The sequence below is a fragment of the Phytobacter sp. V91 genome, from assembly GCF_965644225.1.
GTDB lineage: Bacteria > Pseudomonadota > Gammaproteobacteria > Enterobacterales > Enterobacteriaceae > CBFFRJ01.
In genome coordinates this window covers 1-19,163 of record NZ_CBFFRJ010000097.1, presented here as the reverse complement: position 1 = coordinate 19,163, position 19,163 = coordinate 1, and the positions used below count along the sequence as shown (strand labels likewise).

Annotated in this window: 20 protein-coding genes and 1 tRNA gene; 12 read left to right on the top strand and 9 right to left on the bottom strand. The window is 49.7% G+C overall.

Features of this window, described 5'->3' with window-relative positions:
- The first annotated feature begins 156 nt into the window (after nt 1-156).
- The 5 genes from ACSZO4_RS18220 to ACSZO4_RS18200 all read left to right on the top strand — a co-directional run bounded on the left by ACSZO4_RS18220 (nt 157) and on the right by ACSZO4_RS18200 (nt 4,367).
- A complete protein-coding gene (locus ACSZO4_RS18220) occupies nt 157-1,458 on the top strand; it encodes an anaerobic C4-dicarboxylate transporter (protein ID WP_437890446.1) in 1,302 nt (433 codons plus the stop codon).
- An 81-nt stretch (nt 1,459-1,539) separates the two neighbouring features.
- Nucleotides 1,540-1,863 carry a divalent cation tolerance protein CutA gene (gene cutA / locus ACSZO4_RS18215; protein ID WP_437890445.1) on the top strand — a complete coding sequence of 108 codons (324 nt, stop codon included), beginning with the start codon at nt 1,540-1,542 and terminating at the stop codon, nt 1,861-1,863.
- Nucleotides 1,839-3,554 (top strand): protein-disulfide reductase DsbD, encoded by a 1,716-nt coding sequence (locus ACSZO4_RS18210; protein WP_437890444.1) that lies wholly within the window; start codon nt 1,839-1,841, stop codon nt 3,552-3,554. Before cutA ends, ACSZO4_RS18210 begins: the two co-directional genes overlap by 25 nt.
- Nucleotides 3,555-3,601: 47 nt before the next feature.
- Nucleotides 3,602-4,177, top strand: a complete 576-nt coding sequence (locus ACSZO4_RS18205) for a transcriptional regulator (protein WP_437890443.1) — start codon at nt 3,602-3,604, stop codon at nt 4,175-4,177.
- A 114-nt stretch (nt 4,178-4,291) separates the two neighbouring features.
- A tRNA-Phe gene (locus ACSZO4_RS18200) sits at nt 4,292-4,367 on the top strand.
- A gap of 278 nt (nt 4,368-4,645) precedes the next feature.
- Here ACSZO4_RS18200 and ACSZO4_RS18195 read toward each other — a convergent pair.
- The 3 genes from ACSZO4_RS18195 to ACSZO4_RS18185 all read right to left on the bottom strand — a co-directional run bounded on the left by ACSZO4_RS18195 (nt 4,646) and on the right by ACSZO4_RS18185 (nt 7,695).
- Nucleotides 4,646-5,602 (bottom strand): tyrosine-type recombinase/integrase, encoded by a 957-nt coding sequence (locus ACSZO4_RS18195; protein WP_437890442.1) that lies wholly within the window; start codon nt 5,600-5,602, stop codon nt 4,646-4,648.
- A 39-nt stretch (nt 5,603-5,641) separates the two neighbouring features.
- Nucleotides 5,642-7,270, bottom strand: a complete 1,629-nt coding sequence (locus ACSZO4_RS18190) for a TraI domain-containing protein (protein ID WP_437890441.1) — start codon at nt 7,268-7,270, stop codon at nt 5,642-5,644.
- A 254-nt stretch (nt 7,271-7,524) separates the two neighbouring features.
- Entirely contained in the window at nt 7,525-7,695 is a 171-nt protein-coding gene (locus tag ACSZO4_RS18185) for a hypothetical protein (RefSeq protein ID WP_437890440.1), read from the bottom strand.
- A gap of 518 nt (nt 7,696-8,213) precedes the next feature.
- On the opposite strand from ACSZO4_RS18185, the gene ACSZO4_RS18180 reads away from it, so the two are divergent.
- The 5 genes from ACSZO4_RS18180 to ACSZO4_RS18160 all read left to right on the top strand — a co-directional run bounded on the left by ACSZO4_RS18180 (nt 8,214) and on the right by ACSZO4_RS18160 (nt 11,867).
- A complete protein-coding gene (locus tag ACSZO4_RS18180) occupies nt 8,214-9,218 on the top strand; it encodes a hypothetical protein (RefSeq protein ID WP_437890439.1) in 1,005 nt (334 codons plus the stop codon).
- Between the two features lie 82 nt (nt 9,219-9,300).
- On the top strand, nt 9,301-10,512 hold the full coding sequence (locus ACSZO4_RS18175) for a conjugal transfer protein TraF (protein WP_437890438.1): 1,212 nt from the start codon (nt 9,301-9,303) through the stop codon (nt 10,510-10,512).
- 61 nt (nt 10,513-10,573) lie between these two features.
- A complete protein-coding gene (locus ACSZO4_RS18170; RefSeq protein WP_437890437.1) occupies nt 10,574-11,107 on the top strand; it encodes a hypothetical protein in 534 nt (177 codons plus the stop codon).
- On the top strand, nt 11,104-11,412 hold the full coding sequence (locus tag ACSZO4_RS18165) for a hypothetical protein (RefSeq protein WP_437890436.1): 309 nt from the start codon (nt 11,104-11,106) through the stop codon (nt 11,410-11,412). Before ACSZO4_RS18170 ends, ACSZO4_RS18165 begins: the two co-directional genes overlap by 4 nt.
- Nucleotides 11,397-11,867: a hypothetical protein gene (locus ACSZO4_RS18160; protein ID WP_437890435.1), complete on the top strand. Its 471-nt coding sequence runs from the start codon at nt 11,397-11,399 to the stop codon at nt 11,865-11,867. The genes ACSZO4_RS18165 and ACSZO4_RS18160 overlap by 16 nt, the downstream gene beginning before the upstream one ends.
- Before the next feature lie 944 nt (nt 11,868-12,811).
- Here the strand turns inward: ACSZO4_RS18160 and ACSZO4_RS18155 are convergent.
- From ACSZO4_RS18155 to ACSZO4_RS18130, 6 genes are all read right to left on the bottom strand, one after another.
- Nucleotides 12,812-13,504 (bottom strand): SAM-dependent DNA methyltransferase, encoded by a 693-nt coding sequence (locus tag ACSZO4_RS18155; RefSeq protein WP_437890434.1) that lies wholly within the window; start codon nt 13,502-13,504, stop codon nt 12,812-12,814.
- Nucleotides 13,505-13,610: 106 nt separating this feature from the next.
- Nucleotides 13,611-14,540, bottom strand: coding sequence for a DUF1281 domain-containing protein (locus ACSZO4_RS18150; RefSeq protein ID WP_437890433.1), 930 nt, complete (start codon nt 14,538-14,540; stop codon nt 13,611-13,613).
- Between the two features lie 91 nt (nt 14,541-14,631).
- Nucleotides 14,632-15,615 carry an ArdC family protein gene (locus tag ACSZO4_RS18145; protein WP_437890432.1) on the bottom strand — a complete coding sequence of 328 codons (984 nt, stop codon included), beginning with the start codon at nt 15,613-15,615 and terminating at the stop codon, nt 14,632-14,634.
- A 74-nt stretch (nt 15,616-15,689) separates the two neighbouring features.
- On the bottom strand, nt 15,690-16,142 hold the full coding sequence (locus tag ACSZO4_RS18140; RefSeq protein WP_437890431.1) for a hypothetical protein: 453 nt from the start codon (nt 16,140-16,142) through the stop codon (nt 15,690-15,692).
- Between the two features lie 113 nt (nt 16,143-16,255).
- Nucleotides 16,256-16,879 carry a hypothetical protein gene (locus ACSZO4_RS18135; protein WP_437890430.1) on the bottom strand — a complete coding sequence of 208 codons (624 nt, stop codon included), beginning with the start codon at nt 16,877-16,879 and terminating at the stop codon, nt 16,256-16,258.
- Nucleotides 16,880-17,363: 484 nt separating this feature from the next.
- Nucleotides 17,364-17,726, bottom strand: coding sequence for a hypothetical protein (locus ACSZO4_RS18130; protein ID WP_437890429.1), 363 nt, complete (start codon nt 17,724-17,726; stop codon nt 17,364-17,366).
- Between the two features lie 81 nt (nt 17,727-17,807).
- On the opposite strand from ACSZO4_RS18130, the gene ACSZO4_RS18125 reads away from it, so the two are divergent.
- A complete protein-coding gene (locus ACSZO4_RS18125) occupies nt 17,808-17,987 on the top strand; it encodes a hypothetical protein (protein ID WP_437890428.1) in 180 nt (59 codons plus the stop codon).
- A gap of 211 nt (nt 17,988-18,198) precedes the next feature.
- Complete coding sequence (locus ACSZO4_RS18120; RefSeq protein ID WP_437890427.1) at nt 18,199-19,041, top strand: hypothetical protein; 843 nt, start codon at nt 18,199-18,201, stop codon at nt 19,039-19,041.
- The last annotated feature ends 122 nt before the right edge of the window (nt 19,042-19,163 follow it).

Sequence of the window (19,163 nt, the reverse complement as noted above, 5' to 3'; positions counted from 1 at the left end):
GTCAGTCCGTTAATTGCACTGACTTAATTAGATCAAAGTCCCGGCCTCACGGCCAGGACTTTGTCAGCAGTCTGAAGGCACGTCAGCCCTGACGTGCCTTTTTTTTTGGCCTTCAGCAGCAAAATTCATATCACTTCATCAACAAGGAAGGCAATTATGTTTGCTGCGGAACTCGTCCTCGTCCTGCTAGCCATTTACCTCGGAGCCAGACTCGGTGGCATCGGCATTGGTTTTGCCGGTGGCTTCGGGGTGCTCGTACTGACGCTCTTTTTTCAAATCAAGCCCGGCGCCATCCCCTTCGACGTCATTGAAATCATCATGGCCGTTATCGCCTCCATTGCCGCTATGCAGGTCGCAGGTGGCATGGATTACCTGGTGAGCCTGGCAGAGAAGCTGCTGCGTCGGCATCCGAAATACATTACTTTTCTCGCGCCGCTGGTCACCTGGTTTATGACTATTCTGGCAGGAACCGGGCATACGGCATTCTCCACGCTGCCGGTGATTACCGAAGTGGCGAAAGAGCAAGGTATTCGCCCGTCCCGCCCACTCTCCATCGCCGTCGTGGCCTCGCAAATTGCCATCACCGCCTCGCCTATCTCCGCCGCCGTGGTCTTCTTTGCCGGGATCCTCGAACCTTTAGGGGTGAGCTATCTGACCCTGCTTGCCATCTGTATTCCGGTGACCCTGATTGCGGTAATGTTGACCGCCATCGTCTGCAACTTCCTCGGCGCCGAGCTAAAAGATGACCCTGTTTACCAGGAGCGTCTGGCGAAGGGCGAGGTAAAACTGCGTGGCGGCCAGGTGTTTGAACTCAAACCTCATGCGAAACGCTCGGTGATGTTGTTTTTGGTCGGGATTATCGCGGTGATGCTGTATGCCACGGCCATCAGCCCGAATGTCGGCCTTATCAGCAACCCGGTGCTGCCGCGTAACGAAGCCATCGTGGTGTTTATGCTGACCATCGCCACGCTTATCTGTCTGACCTGCAAGATTGATACCGGCGAGGTCCTCAATGCCAGTACCTTTAAATCCGGGATGAGCGCCTGTATTTGCGTGCTTGGCGTCGCCTGGCTTGGGGATACTTTCGTCAAAAACCACATTCAGGATATCCAGACCGTGGCAGGGAATCTGCTGAACAACTATCCGTGGCTGCTGGCGGTGGTGCTGTTTTTCGCCTCAACCCTGCTTTACTCGCAGGCAGCCACCACCAAGGCATTAATGCCCGCCGCCCTGTTGCTGGGGGTCAGCCCGCTGACCGCCATTGCCTCCTTTGCGGCGGTATCAGCGCTGTTTGTGCTCCCCACCTACCCGACGCTACTGGCAGCGGTGGAGATGGATGACACGGGCTCCACGCGCATAGGTAAGTTTGTGTTCAATCACGCGTTCCTTGTTCCTGGGGTTATCGCTATTTCACTCTGCGTGCTACTGGGCTTCGTGATTGGCGGCATTCTGATGTAAAAATTGTTAAAACCGGGCCGCACTGCGGCCCGATTTTATTGCGCGTGGTATAGTCCTCTTTTCACCTGCAAGAGGTTTACGATGAACACGCCTGATGCTGTTGTTGTACTCTGCACCGCTCCGGATGAAGCCACCGCCCAGGAGCTTGCGGCCAAAGTCTTAGCCGACAAACACGCCGCCTGCGTGACCATTCTCCCCGGCGCGACCTCCATGTACTACTGGGAAGGGAAGCTGGAACAGGAATACGAAGTACAGCTACTGCTGAAAAGCGACGTCGCCCATCTGGAAGGCCTCTTCGCCTGCATGAAATCTCATCATCCTTACCAGACCCCAGAATTACTTGCTCTACCGGTCACCCACGGAGACTTTGATTACCTCTCATGGCTCAACGCATCTTTACGCTGATTCTGCTGTTATGCAGTACGCCTGCCCTTGCCGGCCTTTTTGACGCCCCCGGACGCTCGGATTTTGTGCCTGCGGATCGGGCGTTTATGTTCGATTTTCAGCAACAACAAAGCGACTTTAGCCTCAACTGGCAGATAAAAGAGGGCTACTACCTCTATCGCCAGCAAATTAAACTCACGCCCGCACAGGCCAGTCTGGCGCCGCTACAGCTCCCGGCTGGCGAATCCCATGAGGATGAGTTTTTCGGTAAGAGTGAGATTTACCGCCAGCGGTTAAACCTGCCTGTCAGCCTTGAACAGGCGGCAAAAGGGGCAACGCTGACGGTGACTTACCAGGGCTGCGCCGACGCCGGATTCTGCTACCCGCCGGAAACCAAAGTCGTCCCGCTGAGCGAGGTTCGCCCTCACCCTAACCCTCTCCCCCAGGAGAGGGGACAAAACATTTCCGGGGTGAGGGGTAACGCCGACACGGGTTCCACTGCCCTGCCCTTCTCCGCGCTCTGGGCGCTGCTGATCGGCATCGGCGTGGCCTTTACTCCCTGCGTATTGCCGATGTACCCCTTGATCTCCGGTATCGTTCTGGGGGGCAAACAGCGCCTGTCTACCGCCCGCGCGCTGCTGCTGGCGTTTATCTACGTCCAGGGCATGGCGCTGACCTACACCGCACTTGGCCTTGTGGTGGCCGCCGCCGGGCTGCAGTTCCAGGCCGCTCTCCAGCATCCGTATGTTCTTATCGGCCTCTCAGTGGTATTTATCCTGCTGGCGCTGTCGATGTTTGGTCTGTTCAGCCTGCAGTTGCCCTCTGCTTTGCAAACGCGCCTGACATTAATGAGCAATCGCCAGCAGGGCGGCTCCGCAGGCGGCGTCTTTATCATGGGAGCTATCGCCGGGCTGATTTGTTCCCCCTGCACCACGGCACCACTGAGCGCCATCCTGCTGTATATCGCCCAGAGCGGTAACCTGTGGCTTGGCGGCGGCACGCTTTATTTATATGCGCTGGGGATGGGGTTACCGCTGATTCTGGTCGCCGTCTTTGGCAACCGTCTGCTGCCGAAAAGCGGCCCGTGGATGGCGCTGGTCAAAATCGCCTTCGGCTTTGTGATCCTCGCCCTGCCCGTGTTCCTGCTGGAGCGCGTTGTGGGGGATGACTGGGGATTACGTCTCTGGTCACTGCTCGGCGTGGCGTTCTTCGCCTGGGCGTTTATTACAAGCCTGGGAGCCACGCGCCCCGTAATGCGCATCGCGCAGATCCTGCTGCTGGGCGCGGCGCTGGTATGCGCGCGTCCGCTTCAGGACTGGGCCTTCGGGCAGCCCACCGCGCAAAGTCAGGCGCATCTGCCTTTCACAACCATCAAAACGGTGGATGATCTTAACCAGGCGCTGGCGCAGGCCAACGGCCGCCCGGTGATGCTGGATCTGTACGCCGACTGGTGTGTAGCCTGCAAGGAGTTTGAGAAGTACACCTTTAGCGATAAACAGGTGCAGGCCGCCCTGCAAAATACGCTGTTATTGCAGGCCGATGTCACGGCAAACGACGCGCAGGATAAAGCCCTGTTGCAACATTTACAGGTTCTGGGTTTACCGACCATTGTGTTTTTTGATGCGCAGGGCCAACAACACCCGGCGCAGCGCGTCACCGGGTTTATGGATGCGCCAGCTTTTGTCGGGCATTTGCGCAATCTGGCCCCGTAAACAACACTTGGTGGGGAAGCTGGTTTCTGAAGACGGAGGAATTTACCGTGCAACGCGAAGATGTTTTAAATCAGACGCTTCAATTATTTGAATTGAAAGGCATTGCTGATACCACACCGGAAATGGTCGCCGAGAGTATTCCCTGCTCGCTGGAGGAATTTCAGCGCTTCTGGCCGGACAAAGACGCGCTTTTTTATGATGCGCTACGCCATCTCAGCCAGCAGGTGGAGATCTGGCGCAGGCAACTGCTGCTCAACGAGGAGCTGACTAAAGAGCAAAAACTGCTGGCCCGCTATGGCGCGTTAACCGAATGCGTCAGCAATAATCGCTATCCCGGCTGTTTGTTCATTGCCGCCTGCACCTTTTACCCGGATCGCGATCATCCGGTACACCAGCTGGCCGAGCAGCAAAAACAAGCGGCATTCGCCTTTACCCACGACCTGCTGACCCAACTGGAAGTGGATGACCCGACCATGGTTGCCAAACAGATGGAGCTGGTGCTGGAAGGCGGCCTGAGCCGGATGCTGGTCAATCGTAGCCAGGCCGATGTGGATACTGCCCAGCGACTGGCCGAAGATATTCTGCGTTTTGCCTTTTGCCGCCAGGGCGGCGCCTTAACCTGATTGCCCTCCAGGCGCTGCAGAATCAGGCAAATCGCCGCAATGTTGAGCAACCAACCGGCATTTTGGGAAATAATGTTGACGCCTTACAGCGATTAAGGTTTAATGCGCCCCGTTGCCCGGATAGCTCAGTCGGTAGAGCAGGGGATTGAAAATCCCCGTGTCCTTGGTTCGATTCCGAGTCCGGGCACCACTTCTTCAGAGCCTGTTCGTTAAGGGTTGAGATCCTTAACGGGCAAGACAAGTGGTCCCCAACATGATGAAGGTACTTTGCTTACCGCATCACCGTTGAACACGGGACTTAAATCCGGAGGATGTTATCGCATCCTCTGGATTTCTCACGTCCATATAAATACTTCAGGCAAAGTATTTACCCTCAGATGATTCCTGTGTCAATCTTCTGTAAATAAAACCACCATAATTTCTCCTCTTTTTGATCCTGTTCAGCTGTATTTAACTTAAGTAATGCGGTTAAGCTGCCTCCATCTCTTCAAGCATCATCCTCACCCTGTTGAGATCAGTTTCAACATATTCCAGTGTCACTGCCGGCGTTGAATGCCCGAGCAGCTCCTGCGCCATTTTAATATTACGATCAGGCTGGGCCATCAGGTTCGTTGCAATGGTGTGTCTGAATCGATGAGGGCTCACTGTAAAACCACATTCTTTTGAAAGCCTGCGGAAAAATGCTCGTAATGGCGGGTGATCCATGTTGTCTGACTGGACTTTTCGGGCACCATCGAAATGCGAAATGTTGAATAACTGATCATTCATTTCAGCTCCACACTCAACCGACTTATTAAAAAGATATTCAATCCTCGGCCTTAACTTCGCAGTAATGGGTACACGATGCTCCTTATGGTTCTTTGAACCTTCTGGCCTCAGGTTTATCCAGCCGTTATCCAAATCAACGTCACTGAGACGGATATGCAGTAATTGATTCTGTCGCATCCCGGTTCTGTTCAGGGTATCCAACGCAGTTAACCAGAACCATGCCGGTCTAAGAGCGTTACGTCGGCCTTCTGCTTTTCCTGAACGTTCATCCTGTTCCATTTGCTCCATCAGAAGATAAATTTTTTTTATCTGCATATCCGACAAGGTCTTTTTTCTTTTCACATCGGGACGGGCAATCGCGCCATTAAAGGGATTCTCCCGATATGAAAAATACCCCTGGGCAATAGCATGGTTAAAAATCGCTCTCATATGAGCCACTTTATTATTCCATGTTCGCTTACTCAGCGTATTGTCTGCTATAACGCTACGCCGCCAGGTCAGAACCAGTTTTTTATCGACGTCATTTAGCTGGATGTCGCCTCCGGCAAAACCCAGAAAGGATTTGACGACTTTTCTATAACTCCACTCAGTTGCAGGGCGAAGAGTCTTACTGAAAAAATAGTCAGTAAGCACATCTTCTAGTGTGTTAATTTTCATAACTACCTCTAAATCATTATATTCCTGAATTATCAGAAACTAATTCTTTGGTGATAACCATATGCTGTCTTCAGGACAGCTCCCTTGCTTGAATATAATGCCGGGTAGAATCATATAACCGGACATTTTGGTAAACCGCCCGGTTTTATCCGGTGCGTCATATTTATGGTAAAGGTATAAACCCTTACCATTTCGTAAATGATGAATATTTAAATCTTCGAAACTCTTCTGTATTTGAGATTTATCGTGATTCCCTTCCGGTAAAGTTGCTATAAATCTGTAAAAACAATCCGGAGAGTTCATAAACACGTAACCAGCAAGTACATGCAATAAACTGTCGCTTTCATTGACGGTAACTGAACCATCCTCAACAGAGCGCTTTAGCCAGTCAAAAAATGCCACACCCGATGAATCATGTGCACCTATGTTCGGCACTGCATTTTGCTGGTCCTCAGTATTATTTTCCGGTATAGAGTCATTCGCAGCAGCTGCATCAGCTGACGCTGATGAATCAACCCGGACGCTACCCATCATCTGCTGATCAAGCACGCCAAGAAGTTCGCTGGCAGGCAAGGCCCTGGCCGTGCTGTCTCCTGTTTGCTCAGTACTGGCAGAATTTTCCTCACTGTTTTCAAATGCAGAAATGAGAGCCAGAGACTCTGTAACGGGGTTTGAAGAGTTGAGAGACGTAGCTGCCTCGTTTCCCTTAACTAAAACCGCACTTTCTGGTTGTCCTTGTTGAGCGCTATCATACTGATTCGTAATGATTCCCATTATTTCTGAAGAGGGCTCAATACTCTCCTGACTGGACAATGGAGCACTCTCAATATCAGATAATTTTGGGGATATATCTTCGTTTTTCAGTACGTTACCGTTTATTAACATTCCGGTATTATTCACCAGGACCTCTACCCCTTTAGGGTTGCTTTCTAACCCACATCCTGACAGTGCATCGGCAACAATGCTGTTTAAAATTCCCGATTCAGATTTAGCACCACTCAGGTAAATAAACAGGGCTTCAGAAAGCGCTGGCCAGCGTTGGATCCAGAGAACGCCAGTTTCTGGTAATAATCTGCTGGCTATGTAGATTGCATTCATTGATGAACATTCACCGGTTGCACGGCGAATACGCCAGGCTCCTGCCGGTACTGACATTCCGGGATACCAGGACTGGCCATTTTCAGTGCCCCCTTCAATTCCCGATAACCAGCCCAGATGATGAAAAAGCGCGGCCCAGTAAACTGCACATACCCATGCCGAGGACTGCTCAGCCTGTTCTTCAGGCGTTGCACCTGGTGGCAGCATCATTCCCCTGACCAGCCTGATGGCTCTGACCGCCACATTCAGGCTGAAGTCTAAAAATCCTCCCTGGTGTGAATACGAGCCTGTCCACGCTGCCGGCGCACCCTGCACCCGAGTGGCAAGTTGGTGCAACGGCTCAAGCCACCATGCGTCTAACACTTTTTCTGAGAAGGGGCAGTTTTCACGAAGCATCCTGACCAGTTTTCGTCTTTCTGGTGTATCCAGCAGCCCGTGGGCATCGAGCACCTGCCAGAATCCTCCGTCCTTTGCTCTGACGCCTGCAGAAGCTCCTGACTGAGAATGAATTTTCGGTACCGGAGCACCACCGTTACCTGACAGCCATCCTAATTTCAGTTTTCTGAACATGTGCTCCCCCGCTACCCGGTTCATCAAAATGATGTAACGCTAAGTGGGTGCATGCATTTTCCAAGTGAAAACTCTGTTTAACCCGAATGACATTAACTCATTGAACAAATTATCCAGTGCGGATTCACAATTTTCAGCGGAGCAAATCGCCAGGAAATGTTTCCTTTAGCGCATGCCAATCATGCCCTGGAAAACCAATGCAACGTCTCACACTTATATCTATTGCTCTCACCTGGATTTGTTTTTGCGGGATATTAAGTTTCATCATTACCGGGTCCGGTCATACAACCGGGACGCTGATTATCTGGTTTATTCAGGCCAACACCCCTTTCCTTCTGAAAGGCATAAACAGCGTCCGTTCCAGACTGGATAACAGCGCCTGCATCCAGAGCCGGCACAAAAATGGTCAACGTATCTTTATTCACCTGTCACCCTGGCAAAGTACAGTCAGACTCCCCCAGCAACGCGTCATCTGGTTCTGGGATGGCCTCTTTGAGACGCTGGGAAATGCTCTGAGGTCCAGCAAAGGCTCCGTGGTCATTGCCTCTCATTTACTGACAAATCATCGCGCACAGCGAATTCTGTCCACACTGCCCCCGGGCAGGTACCAGTTCAGGCTGACCAGTGTCCCGTTTAAACCCACTGCCCGGGCAATTCTTCAGCTGGAAGTGTTGTTCACACAGTGGCACTGGGTAGACGTTAACCGGGAAAAATGGCCCGTTCTGGTCATTCGTAAAAAATCTTTAAAACGGGATTTATAGTTTTCGGTGTTGCTGATTCACCTCAGGGTTCAGAGTGAATACATGAATACATGTGTGTATTCGATCTGAACGATCGATTTATTCCGTTATACAGATGCGGCTTCCGGGCGTAACGTATTCACACCGGATACATGATAATTAACGCATATAATTTAGCAAGTTAGCTAACACCAGGACTCTATATGAATCTGAATATCACCTCCATTTTTTCCAGCATGGCAACCGGAAGGGATGAAGAAATTGATAAATTGCTGGCACAACTTTCCGAAGGAAAGAAGACCTCAGGCAGCCCTCTGGCCATTCGCTTTAAACCTGCAGTGCGGGAATTTATCACTCTGGTATCAGGCCGTCTGGGCATCTCATCTGCTGAGCTGGTAAACCTCCTGGTGGAAGGCATTATGCGTGAAACCCTTACTCCCCGGCAGGCTTCCGTGACCCGTATTATTGAACGATTCTGGCTGCTTATGGATGAACACAAACTCACTGCAACTAATGTTGCACGTCTACTCTCAGACTGGAATATTGGCCTGAGTGTGCTGGAAAGTCGCGAAAGCACCATGGACTGCCTGACTGCTCCCTTGCTGAAAAAATTGTCTGAATGGTTTTATGTCAGTGTCGAATGGCTTGACGGAACGGCATCCCGCCCCGTTAATCATCTGACAGTCTTTAATGACTGGTTTCAGGCCACCCGTGTACTGAAAAATAGAATCAGGGAATCCGACCCCGTAAATATTTTAACCCGTCCGGATGTCGTTTTTGTCAGGGAAATGGATATACAGGGTTGTGAGCTGGAAGATATTTTCATTTTCATCCGGCGTTACCGCATTATTAATAACATAACGATACGGATAGTTGAATGCGCTGGATATTGTCCAGTGACAGAAAAAACACGTGAAGATTTTGATTCATTCCTGGGTATGTGTGGACTTCTTCTTCAGGCAGAAAGAATTTCAAGGCTGGATATGTATCTTGCATCAGGCCAGATACTAAACACCCTTAAAACAGGAGAAATACTCCCTGTATCGGCCTTAAGGCAAATACAAAGAATAATCCGTAGTACTGAAGGGAAACATTGCCAAAACTTATGGAGTACAGCAAACCGGACTCCATTACTCAATCCGGATGAATTTATTAATGATGAATGGAGAAAAATAGCAGAAGAAATTATATCAACAGCATCTAAATAATTTAACTGAGAATTATATATTTTTTGACGCGCATGCGTCAGGGATTCTTTTGCCTAAAAAACCGAAATTGAAAAGGAAATAAATGATGAAAGCTTCAATTATTGCTCGTTGTATTTCACTCGTTCTGCTTGCCACCGGTGCCACATCAGTCCACGCAGCCACAAGTTATATGGAGGCCCGCAGCGACGCTATGGGGGGTACAGGCGTGGCATCCAGCCACTACGGTACTGCAGCCCTGTCCAACCCCGCTCTGCTGACTCATTTCGGTGCGACTGATGACTTCAGCATTGTCCTGCCTTCTGTTGGCGCACAGGTTTCTGATCCGAATAATACCGTGGATAGAGCGGATGATGTGAAAGACCTGTGGAACCGTTTTGACACCGCAGTAGACAGCCAGACTGGTGTCAGTGAAAGCGCTGCCGCTCTGAAAAGTAAACTGAAAGACTTAAAAGACACGCAGGCCAACGGCCAGGTGGGAGCCTCCATTGTGGCCACCGTGCCAAACAAGACCCTTCCGTTTGCCGTTGTGGTGAAATCCTGGGGCACCGTGTCTGTTGAAGGTAAAGTCTCGGACCACGATCTGCAGTATCTGGACAACGTCGCTGATGGCACCCTCCCGGCATCTTCTGTTGATACAGATTCTCTGACCTCAAGAGCTCACGGACGAGCTGCTGTTATCACCGATGTGGGGATCGCAATGGCCCACCAGTTTGAAACCGCAGGGCAATCCTGGTCTTTAGGTATCACCCCGAAATATCAGCGTATTGACCTCTTTAACTACAACGTCTCCGTACAGGATTTCGATAAAAACGACATCAATTCCAGTGATTACCACAATACCAAAACCGGCTTTAACGCAGATTTGGGGATGGCCACCGACCTGAGCGACAACTGGACACTCGGTCTGGCAGTTCAGAACATCATTCCACGTTCTGTTGATACCAAAGCAATCAATGGTGAAAAGGAAACGTTCAAAGTCCGCACGCAGGCCACAGCCGGTGCGGCATGGCACAACCGCTTCATCACCACAGCCCTGGATGTGGATCTGACGGAGGCCAGCGGCTTTACCAGCGACAAAAAACGGCAGTTTGCCAGCCTCGGTGCTGAACTGAACGCCTGGAGCTGGATGCAGGTCCGCGCAGGTTATCGCCAGAACATCATCTCAAATGATGGATCTGCTTTTACTGCAGGTCTGGGCTTCTCCCCCTTCGACGTAGTGCACCTCGACATTACCGGTATCGCCGGCACCGATCGCACATACGGTGCCGTTGCCCAAATGCAGTTCACTTTCTGACCCACTCAGGGGCGCACCAGGATTGTTGCGCCCCACATCATTTAACGTTTCGGAGTTACACATGAAAAACCCTTCGCTTCGTCTTAGTGCACTCCTGTTCGCCCTGGTAGCATCAGGTTGCAGCCAAAACCAGATTAATCACCAGATTAATCAACTGCAGCAACTTATCGGTACTCAAAACCCGACAGCGTCAGAGTCTCAACAAAAAGCTTCAATACCCGGGATTAGAAATGACGTTGTCAAAACCTACACGCTGCCTGTCAATGTCGACGTGGCTGCAATGCGTCTTAAACAGCATTACAACTTTACGTCAGATGCTGATGTCGCTGCAGCACGCAATAACGGCCAGGGAAACGCAGGCTGGTCAGCCTCTGCAATTTCGGAAGGAGCGAGCTGGTCTGCTCAACCCGGCTCTTATTATCGTATGAGCCGGAACTGGGCCGGTAATGATCGATTAACCATAGAAATCAGCAACAGTGGAAAAGGTAGCACGATAATGGCCACCTATCGTTCCTCAAACCCGGAACACCTGAAACCGGAATGGACATCCCGCCTCTGGAAACAAATACCTGAAGTGGTCGGGGGGCTGGAATGATTAGCGGTGAAAGGTTTCAGGCACTCAAAGCGTCTGCGCTGGCAGCAACAACAGGCGACTGGACGCCCGATAGTAATTTTGGTTTTAGCATTCAGTGCTACCGAACCGGTTTAGACCGACTGCTGGCAACGGTGAATGGGCCTAACGCGGAAAACGATATGCGTTTTATTACTCAGGCTAACCCTGCTGCCATCCTCTCCCTGCTGGCTGAGCAGGAAGCGGATAAAGAGTTGATCACTAAGCAAGCCAGGCGCATCGCGGAACTTGAAAGCCGCCTGGGAGAGGATTTATGGCAACCCAAATGACACAAAAAAAGCGCCTCTGTTGCCTCTGTTTGATGCTTCTGATGTGCTCCCCGGCGTGGGGTAATACGATTTTCATCGGTGACTCAATAGCTCATGGCTACAAAATTGCGGCATCAGGCCGCGGAACAACAAAAATAGGAGCATCGCCTGGCAAAGTCAGGCAGATGGTAGAGCAATTCAAACCGGGGGGGGATGTTGTTCTATCCAGCGGAGCCAGCAATCAGTGTTCTGATCTGGAGAATATCAGTGCAGCTATCGACACGGCTAAAAGCAAATTCTCCAACGTTCTTCTGTTGTCTGCCCCTCACTGTAGCAGTGGTGTCAATCTCAGGATGGCGGGCCTGTGCACTGGTAATTGTGAATTTGTCGTCATCAACGCGGGACCTGATGGCGTTCATCCGGCGCGATACAACAGCGATATTGTGACACGCCGGGAGCGCTCCGTTACGCCTTAATGCAACCACATCCACACATGAGGTGCCCTATGAACAGTTTAACTGATTCAGTTATTTACGATGCAATGTTCCGTTCGGTGGAGGGTTATGTCTCACTGGTTGTCGATTCAATCGAATTCGAGCTCGGAAGGGAGTTAAACGAAGAAGAGTGTCAGCAAGTTTACCATTTTGTTGAGGGCGCGATTAATCGAGTTGATCCGAACGCATCGAAGAGTACGGCATGACTTTTTACTCCATCGTCATTTATGAATTCAGGCTCACCAGACTTTTGCTGTCCCGTGAAATCCCTCTCCGTTCTTTTTTTCATTTAGCCCGGAAGAGACCAGCAACCGTTGCAGGCAGGCACGGTTCATGGACGATAGACCCTTACTATGATAGCCATGAATCTCGATGAGCCATTACCATAATCAACGATGAATACTTTGTGTAATTCAGAACACCAGAATTCATATTCTGATAAGGATAATAATGAAAATAAACAAAAGGTTCGCAAACTGTATTTTGCTTATCATCCCATTGGCCATATACGGTACGGAATTACTATTTTGGTTCATGATGATGGGCCAAAATAAATTCCCTTCGGATTACAATAGCTGGCGGGCCATGATCCTTTTTACAATCGTAGTTATGATTGCATTTGGGATTTATACAAACATTACCAGTGACCGATTACTTTTACGACTCATGACGATGCTTACCCCTGTCATCGGTTATATTATTGCCATTGTCTATGCAGCGTTTGTAACATTCATCTTTTGGGACACAACCCTCTTCAATGACAGAATCTTCGATTTATTTAACTTTTGCTTTGCTTTTAGCTACATCATTCCAATTTTGATATGGCTTGTCCGGGGACTGGGACCCGTAATCTCTGGTTGATAATTATGAGCCTCTTTAAGAACTCAAAAGTAAAGGCCACGTGAACGTGGCCTTTCTGTTTGTTATTACTCGATTGCCATTGCTTCATCCATTCGTTGCTGAAGACGATATGTCCAGTTCTCCAGAAGATGAACCGGTGTATAAAGCACACGCCGGCGTTCGCCACTCAGAGAATTACCAATAACCACTTCTCCGGGGACACCGATTAACGAAAGTTGTATATACGCCATGCCGGCTGCCAGCGGATCAATGTCCGTGGCCGACACCCACAGGTACCGATGCGGCGAATAACCCGCCTCGCGTAACACCCAGGCAAATGCCAGGGCCATACAGCCGGCGCCGCAGGCCGGTTCTGATAACGTAATAAAGGGTTTATCCCTGAACTGCTCTTCCACCACACCGAGCTGAAGTCTGGCCATCATCAGGCCCACACTCCACGGCGTAAAAAACTGGCCGCGGTATTTATCCCCCAAATCGAGCTGCATGAAGATACTGCCCAGGAAGTCCCCGGGCGAATATTCCAGTCCGTTTACAACGTGGGCCAGCAGTTGTGCCATACGTTGCATATCACCTTTCTCATACCGACTGACGATGCGCATGTACTTCTCTTCCCGCTTCTCGCAGAACTGGAGACCATTCTGCAGCGCAATGACGCTGCAGCTGATGAAGTCTTCAAATACCTGGTATCGATGGTGGTAGCGCGCCGTCTGATTAAAGAGTGAAATAAAGGCTTTTTCGTGGTTGGTAACGGTGTTCATGCATGTCTCCGGTCGGAGGAAACACGCAGCCCATGAAAAGGGGAAACGGTGTTTCCCCTGAAGGCAAAAAAGGCCACAACTTACGTTGTGGCCGGTATGGTGAAAATCAGGCTCTCAGACTGCCATATGTCACCGGCGTGGATACCGGTGCCGGTTCAGGCGTCACCAGGTACATTCGGGCACCTTCTGGCTGTGGCTCTTCCGGGCCTGTACCGCTGTCAACATGGTCTCCCCTGTCAAAGCAGTTGTAACCGGCGAGCTTCGCCTCCGGAGAATGCCACGAATGCCGAATTTCGGCATCGAATAGCCCGGACAGCTCCCCCATCACCTCACCTGACGGCGGGTACCAGGGGGATGTGAACGTCAGAACCAGGGTGTTGAGGCTTTCCCGGGTCCAGCGCACCTGATGTCCGGCCGGAAACTCCGTGCCGAACAGTTGCGTGTACAACTCAGTTGTCGTCGGTACCCCGCGGAATAAACCACCAGTGCCGTTCAGCTCAGTCATTAGACGCGATGCCATCACGATCAGCATGTCACAGGGGCAGGTGGATTCCGGCAGGATACTGAGATACTCCCAGCGCTCCTGCGGATCGAACATACCGTTGTCGCCTGCAACCCCAAACCAGTCGGCGTAGTGCAACGCTATCAGGTTTGTCATTTGCTGCTTGGCACTGTAAGAGATGTTTTCCCACTTCAGCGCGCCTATCCCTGACTGCAGGTAAATACGTTCAAGACGTGTAAGGGTAGCCTTATCCAGCCACACATTGCTCTCCAGCATCTCAACGAAGTGCTGGAAGGCCTGGTTGGTCGAGGTTGATGCCCCCGTGCCATTCGATGTCAGCAACGGATACGGCTTAAATTCCGTTGCTTTGACGGGTTTCAGTATTCCGCTGCAGCCTGCCAGAAAGAGCTTTATTGCCTGCTGGACAGCGTGGCGGTAACGCGGCGTTTCTGTACCGTTAATCCAGGACTGGACGTCCTCAATGCGGGCAGATGACGCGGTAATTTCAAGACGATTGTTGCACCATGAAAACATGTAAATTTCCTCAATTTATGAAAATAAAAGAGGGCATCTCCCTGAGGAAGATGCCCTCAGGGGGATTGACGGCCGGAGCCGTTAGTTCAGATTAAGCCGCCTGTTCTGCACGTTGATGCAGCGGGCTCAGTAGATATTCCGATGCTTCCCGGGCAAACCGGCAGACCCGGAAAATGGCACGTTTGTCTTCCCGCAGCGTCTTCAGCCAGCCGGCAAGATAACTTTCGTGTTGTACCTCACCCAGAATACCGAGCTCAGCACAGAGAAAAGCGCTGCCGGTTTCCGCGATGAGCTCTTCAAACGCATAGACCGGATCACCAAACTTACGTGAAGAAGACGTTATCCCCTCACGGTTCAGTCGTTTGCTGTGGCCACTGGCATGCACGAGCTCATGAAGTAACGTGGACCAGTAATCACTTTCAGTCTCAAACTGAGGAGTACTGGGCATCACTATCCTGTCAGTTGACGGTTGATAGTAGGCCCTGTTCTGCCGGTACGACGAACAGACCACACCGGTGGCATTGAGGATCGTCAAAACCTTTCCGAGCTGGTCTTCGGAGAGCGACAAAACAGGTCCATTATTTGTCTCCTGTCCCGTGCCGGTGACGGCCTCAGACAGGCCATCACACTGTGCCACATTGAAAAGTTGCAAGGGTTTGAGCATCGCCAGCGATTCCATCACCGGCTTTCCCTCTGCATCAAACAACAGATTGTCATTCAGATCCGACGCCTGTTTTTCAAACGGTTTAAAGATGATGGCCAGTGTGCAGGTTTCTCCCCTGCGAATCTGACCACCCACCGCTTTTGCCTGCTGATATGTCAGCCAGCGATCAGAAGTAAACCCTCTCTCCTCTGCTGACATCCAGAGCAGCGGGATATTCACACCGCTGTAGTGGCGACCGGTGGTGGCGTTAACAGGTAGCGCATTGCCATGAACATGCTGTGCAGAACGCCATGGCCTGCGCCACGGAGGCGTTCCCTTTTCAAGGGCCGCGATGATTTTATCTGTGACCTGCTGATAAAGGTCATTCTGTTTAATTGCCGGCGCCTTGTGGCGGCGCACGTTATTTTTCATAGAGATGTACCTGATGAACGGGCGCATCCCTGCCGATGGCGGAGAGATGCACCATCGGAAGTGAAATGGGTGAGTTAACGTTTTATGCCGTTCGCTGGAAAGCCCAGGGCCACGAAATAAAGTTCGTCATGCTCAAAATCAAATGCGTTAAGGAGTGCCGGTCCCCAGTTATCAACCAGGGTGACGTCGGGTAATGTCTGAATCATGTATGCAAGGTGTTTTCGCAAAAGACGCACTTTCGCGCTTCCCCTGTAGTTAAAAGCCTGAACGTTCTGGTGTACCCAGTTAAAGAGTTCAGTATTGTCCCCGAAGAAAACCAGATGCTCGGGCACCGGTGGATGAAAATGTTGCCCCGTAGCCTGGCAGTCTATCCGGGCGGCCAACCCACAAATGCCCCCGGACTGACGCCATTTTTCAGAACAACACAGCCATTTCCCTGCTGGCATCCAGACCTGAGAGTCAGGTGAATGGTTCACCGGCAAAGCCAGTGCTTTTGACTCTTTGAGAAGAAATACTTCAAGTCCCATACTGCTACCCTTCAATAAATCAGCAGAGCAGAGACCTCCCGGTCAGGGAAAGTCCCTGCCGGAAAATTGCAGCGGCGAGCTGCAGTGAATTTGTTAAACAGCGTGCCGGATCATCAACAGCGGTTACCGGAGTAACGTAATGAACCATCAGACATAACCTCACTGACACTATCGCGAACGCTGCGAACAGCATTCGCAAACATCTCGCGGTCAGCCTGTTTTGCCCGTTTGCAGTCCAGACGTATAACCCTGTCAAGTACGTACAATGCCTGTGAGCGCCAGCTAAGACGTTCAGCGTTATTCACACAGGCGGGCAAATGTCGGAGAGACTGATCATAGAGCCAGCAGATATTATTGCGGTACTCATCAACAAGAACATACGCCTTTTCAGGCGGACGGGTCTCTTTACGAATTGTCATACCTGTACCCACCGGGCCATTCGACGGCATCATAAAAAGATCGTGCTGTTCGTTCAGTACCGCGTCGAATTTGCTTTGTTCCATGAAGGTCTTGAAGGAGTATTCCTTCTCAGGGATTAACAAATCAGCATTTTCTGACCAGTTTTCATCTTTGGAGGGATCACAACCTTCCGCCCATGCTTTGAGCCATTCTCCGGGATTTTTGTCATCCATCACCGTGAGATATATACCGTGGTTTTTCTCAAGCAACAGTGGCCTTTGCATACCGCCACGTTGTGATAGCAGAGGACGAAGTTCAGTTGACGTAAAGCGAATCATATAGACTCCTCAAATTTTAAGGAGGAGTACTCCCCTGGAGGGAAGCCTCCCCAGGGAAGTGGGTAAAAAAATCAGGAATGAATTAGTCGAAACGGTAGCGTAAGTCAGCAAATTGTTGGGCCATTAGACGGCCGGCTCTCATTGCCTGACGGTAAGACGGGTACCAGCCTGCAGTGGCACATCGTTGATAGGTCCAGTCAAGAGAACTGTAACCCGTGCGACGTGCAATGACGGCGGTAAAACCCTCCTCCTCCTGGATGACCTCTGGTCGGAAGCTGCTGTGCTTCGACCTGTTGACAATCCAGACGCCTGAAGGCTGTTGACGTGCCTTAGAAAACTGTTTCAGAACGGATGCCGCTCTGGTTATCAGGATGAGCATCAGACTCATTGTGTTTCTCCATCAATAAAGGCGGAGAAACCTTTACCGCGATGCGGGGGGTTTCCCCGCATGGGTTGGTAAAGTCAGAAAGAGCTACATGTAAAATTAATCTTCGTAGAATTCTTCACGTACACGTTGAGTTCCTAAACGGAAACCATAGTTCCACGCATTCGAACCACTCTCAGCGTCATAGCGAATTCCCTGTTTGATTACATCCTCAACATAACAAAGTAAGGGTGCGGGGATAAGCTGACGCTCCAGAGCTTCACCGAAACTTTCAGCCAGGGAAATCGCATGAAAATCGCGATCTGGCCAACCGTCCTCGTTGAAAGAATCAGGTACACCTGAAGTGGTCAATGCGGTGGCAGTCTGCAGGATCCCTTCAACTTCAGAAACCATGAAAATGAATTCAGTTGCTGAATGAGTTTTCTCCAAAATATGCGTAACAGTAATGTCGAATACAGACATAGGAGGCTCCATCGAAAGTAGTGGAACCAGCCCTCAAGGGACGTAGTCCCTAGGGGTTAAGTGGTATAGGCAAGAATGCCCGTGCAGAAGAAAAATCCTGTAAAAGTGGATTACGTTGATGAATCGAAAACTGAAGCTGCGGATGCAGCGGCGTTGAAGAGACCTTTACCTGTTAAAGCCAGGCATCTGTTCGCAAAGGTTAACAGACTTAAACCGCTCAAGAGCGCCATCTCTCAGGTTATGATGGCATTGGCATTGTGATTACCCGAAGGCGCCCTTCTCAAATCACCAGGGCATTGGCAGTTGTCAGAAAGACAACAAGTTACAACCCTATCCTACTTCAGACATTCGAGACCAGCAATACCTATTTTTCGTATAGTAATACTCCAACCTGATGCTTAAATCTAAATACTATATAATTCTGCGAACAACATGATTCGCTATTATCACTGGTATTAAAAAGGAGTTTAGAATGATTGTAACCCTTATAGATAAATCGAATAAAATGATCAAATCATTAGCCCCACTTAGCATACTTGTAGGTGGGATTATTTTAATGATGTATTTTCATACAATAGGCTACTTCGCATACGACATAAGCATTGGAGATGGTTTATATTTAATAAGCATAGCCGCAACATTTGGCATGCTGTATATCATTTTCATTGGTGTCATGACTTGCGCTGGTCTAACTGTAACGAACCGACTAATTTGGAAACCACTAAATAATTTACTAAATTTCATAGAAGGTAAGTTTGGAGTTAAAAACATCTTAAATGACGCCTTAGACTTCAAGGTAAAAACAGAGCCAGTCATGTGGCTACTAGGAACTATTGGTACAATATGGATTTTACTCATGTCAGTAGATCAAATATCGAAATTTGATCTAAAAGGAATTATTTCATTACTATCAACAACTCTTTTTTGTGCACTAGGATGGAATGGTCTTAATGATATATTTAGTTCGGAAAGACAAAAATCAATCAGCCTAATGACGCTATTCATCCTTCCTCTATTGTTAAGTGGCGCAAACACAAGCTTAATGAATGGAACAATGAGATTATTAAATATCAGACAAGAACATATTACTATCCACTTAAAGAAACCTTACATTGCATACGCAAAAGAGTATGGGTTTAATGGGTCACATAGTGATTTTGGTGATGAATATTTAAAATACACAAACTTTAATGCAGTATTTACTGGCCCAGGAAAATCAACCGTCATTTCACCTCAAAATGATAAACACACAACACTAGTCATCCCGAACGAATCATTAGTAATAATTAAAAATAAAAAAACGCAATCAAAATAAATCATTTATAGCATTGACAATGCCGATTCTAAAATCGGCTTTTACTTGTATTAGTCGCGACTTGATCTGACACTTGACCTTGAAAGGTTGAGAGTTACCGGTTTTGATATGGGTGTCGAATC